Source organism: Thalassolituus sp. UBA2009 (assembly GCF_002335285.1).
In the GTDB taxonomy this organism is placed as follows: domain Bacteria; phylum Pseudomonadota; class Gammaproteobacteria; order Pseudomonadales; family Oceanobacteraceae; genus Venatoribacter; species Venatoribacter alkanivorans.
In genome coordinates, this window is record NZ_DDCJ01000046.1 from 1 (window position 1) to 2,133 (window position 2,133).

The 2,133-nt window shown below is 56.4% G+C and carries 2 protein-coding genes; one reads left to right on the plus strand and one right to left on the minus strand.

The genetic code is table 11. The features are described 5' to 3' along the window. Window positions 1-1,332, minus strand: a 1,332-nt coding sequence (locus tag B3P58_RS05195; protein ID WP_286716405.1) for a 3-oxoacyl-ACP reductase, incomplete at its 3' end; no start/stop codon positions are given. Between the two features lie 241 nt (window positions 1,333-1,573). Here B3P58_RS05195 and B3P58_RS05200 point away from each other — a divergent pair. Further along, a partial coding sequence (locus B3P58_RS05200; protein WP_286716406.1) for a beta-ketoacyl synthase N-terminal-like domain-containing protein occupies window positions 1,574-2,133 on the plus strand: 560 nt, incomplete at its 3' end.

The following is a 2,133-nucleotide window of genomic DNA, read 5'->3' on the forward strand; positions in this document are numbered from 1 at the left end:
GGTTTCCGCCACATCAACCGGCTTGCCACCCTGCGACAGGGAGTTCAGGCGACGGCCTATTTCACGGGTCATCAGCGGGATGGCATCGGTCATCGCGGTTTCGATAAAGCCCGGAGCCACGGCATTGATGGTGATGTCTTTGGCCATCAGTTCGTCGGCCATGTACTGCACATAACCGATCACACCGGCTTTGGAGGCCGCGTAGTTGGTCTGACCGGTCTGGCCGGCGATACCGTTCATCGACGATACGCAGATAATGCGGCCGCCGTTGTTCAGCGTACCCTGTTCAAACAGCACGTGGTTGATGCGCTCTTCCGCCGACAGGTTGATGTCGATGGTCATGTTCCACCAGTGTTCCGGCATATTGGCCAGGGTCTTGTCGCGGGTGATACCGGCGTTATGCACGATGATGTCACCACCGCCCATTTCTTTCAGTTTGTCGGAAATCTGTTGTGGTGCCTCGGCGGAGGAGATATCACCGAGCAGGGTTTCTCCACCGATTTCGGCCATCACGCGGCGCAGATCGCCTTCTGCTGGCGGAATATCCAGACCCAGAATGGTCGCGCCGTCGCGCGCCAGAGTACGGGCGATGGACTCACCGATACCACGGGAAGCACCGGTCACCAGCGCGACTTTACCGGCCAGCGGCTTGTGCCAGTCCGGGTAGGCAACGTCCTGCGCTTTACGCACGGTCAGCACCTGGCCATCGACATAAGCGGACTTGGCGGAGATTACGAAGCGGAAGGCCGCATCAAGGTTTTTCTCAGCACCGGTTTCAACGTAGATTGCCTGAGCGGTGGCGCTTTTCTTGCCGATTTCCTTAGCCACAGAACGGGAGAAACCTTCCAGTGCACGCATGGCGGCGGCCTGTTCGCCGGTGGCGGCTTTCATATGCGGACGACCCAGTACGATCACTCGGCCATTGCTGTTCAGCTTACGCATCACCGGGTTAAAGAAGTAATACAGCTGGTTCAGGTCGGCGGTGTCGGCAAAGCCGGAAGCATCGAATACAAAGGCATCGAACTTGTCGGTCATATCGGCACTGCATTCGATGCCGACAGCTTTGATACCGTGCTCGCTGGCGGCGGCAACGATGGCGGCAGCGGTTTTTGCTGCTGCCGGGAAGAATACGCTGGCCTTGGCATCTTTCAGGTTGCGCATGATGTCACTCAGCAGCGTGGCGTTTTCGCAGGCGCCGATCAGCACACGGCCTTCGAAGTAAGTCGCCTGATTCGGGTTGTAGCGTTTCAGTTCAATCGATTTAGGCAGAACTGATTTCATCAGACTGCGGCCCATACTGCTGTCGAGTACAGATTCAATAAAATTGCTCATGGTCGGGTCCTGATTAACACACAGATAACAAAGAAAATGGCACAGCGCCGGACGGTAGCAGATTACAGCAGCAATTATCAGGAGTGAAATTGACCAGATAAGAGGGGAAAACTGTCACTTCAGCCAATGCCAGCCCTTGTGCGGGCGCTAAACTGAGCAGCGTTTATGGCAGAGTACGCTGAGCCTGCCGTTGTGATATCTATGTTTACCCAATAATCAGACCCAATACAGGATTTCCGGCATGACCAAGAGCAGTGCTAAACAGACCATCCGCCGCGTAGCCATCATTGGCGGTAACCGTGTTCCTTTTGCGCGTTCCAACACCGCGTATTCCTATGCCTCTAACCAGGACATGCTGACCGCAGCGCTGAATGGTCTGGTTAACCGTTACAACCTGCAGGGCGAGCAGATTGGCGAATTCATTGCCGGTGCGGTAATCAAGCACAGCCGTGACTTTAACCTCGCGCGTGAAACCCTGCTCAGTACCGCCCTCGACCCACGTACTCCGGGTGTTGATATTCAGCAGGCCTGTGGTACCGGTCTGCAGGCCATCATTATGGCGGCGAATAAAATTGCCCTGGGCCAGATCGACAGCGCGATTGCCGGTGGTTCCGATACCACTTCCGATGCGCCGATCGGTGTGAACGAAGGCCTGCGTAAAATCCTGCTGGACGTAAACCGCGCCAAGACCACCGGTGAAAAGCTGAAGCTGCTGGCGAAAATCCGCCCTAAGCATCTGGCGCCGCTGGTTCCGCGCAACGGCGAGCCACGCACCAATCTGTCCATGGGTGAGCACACCGA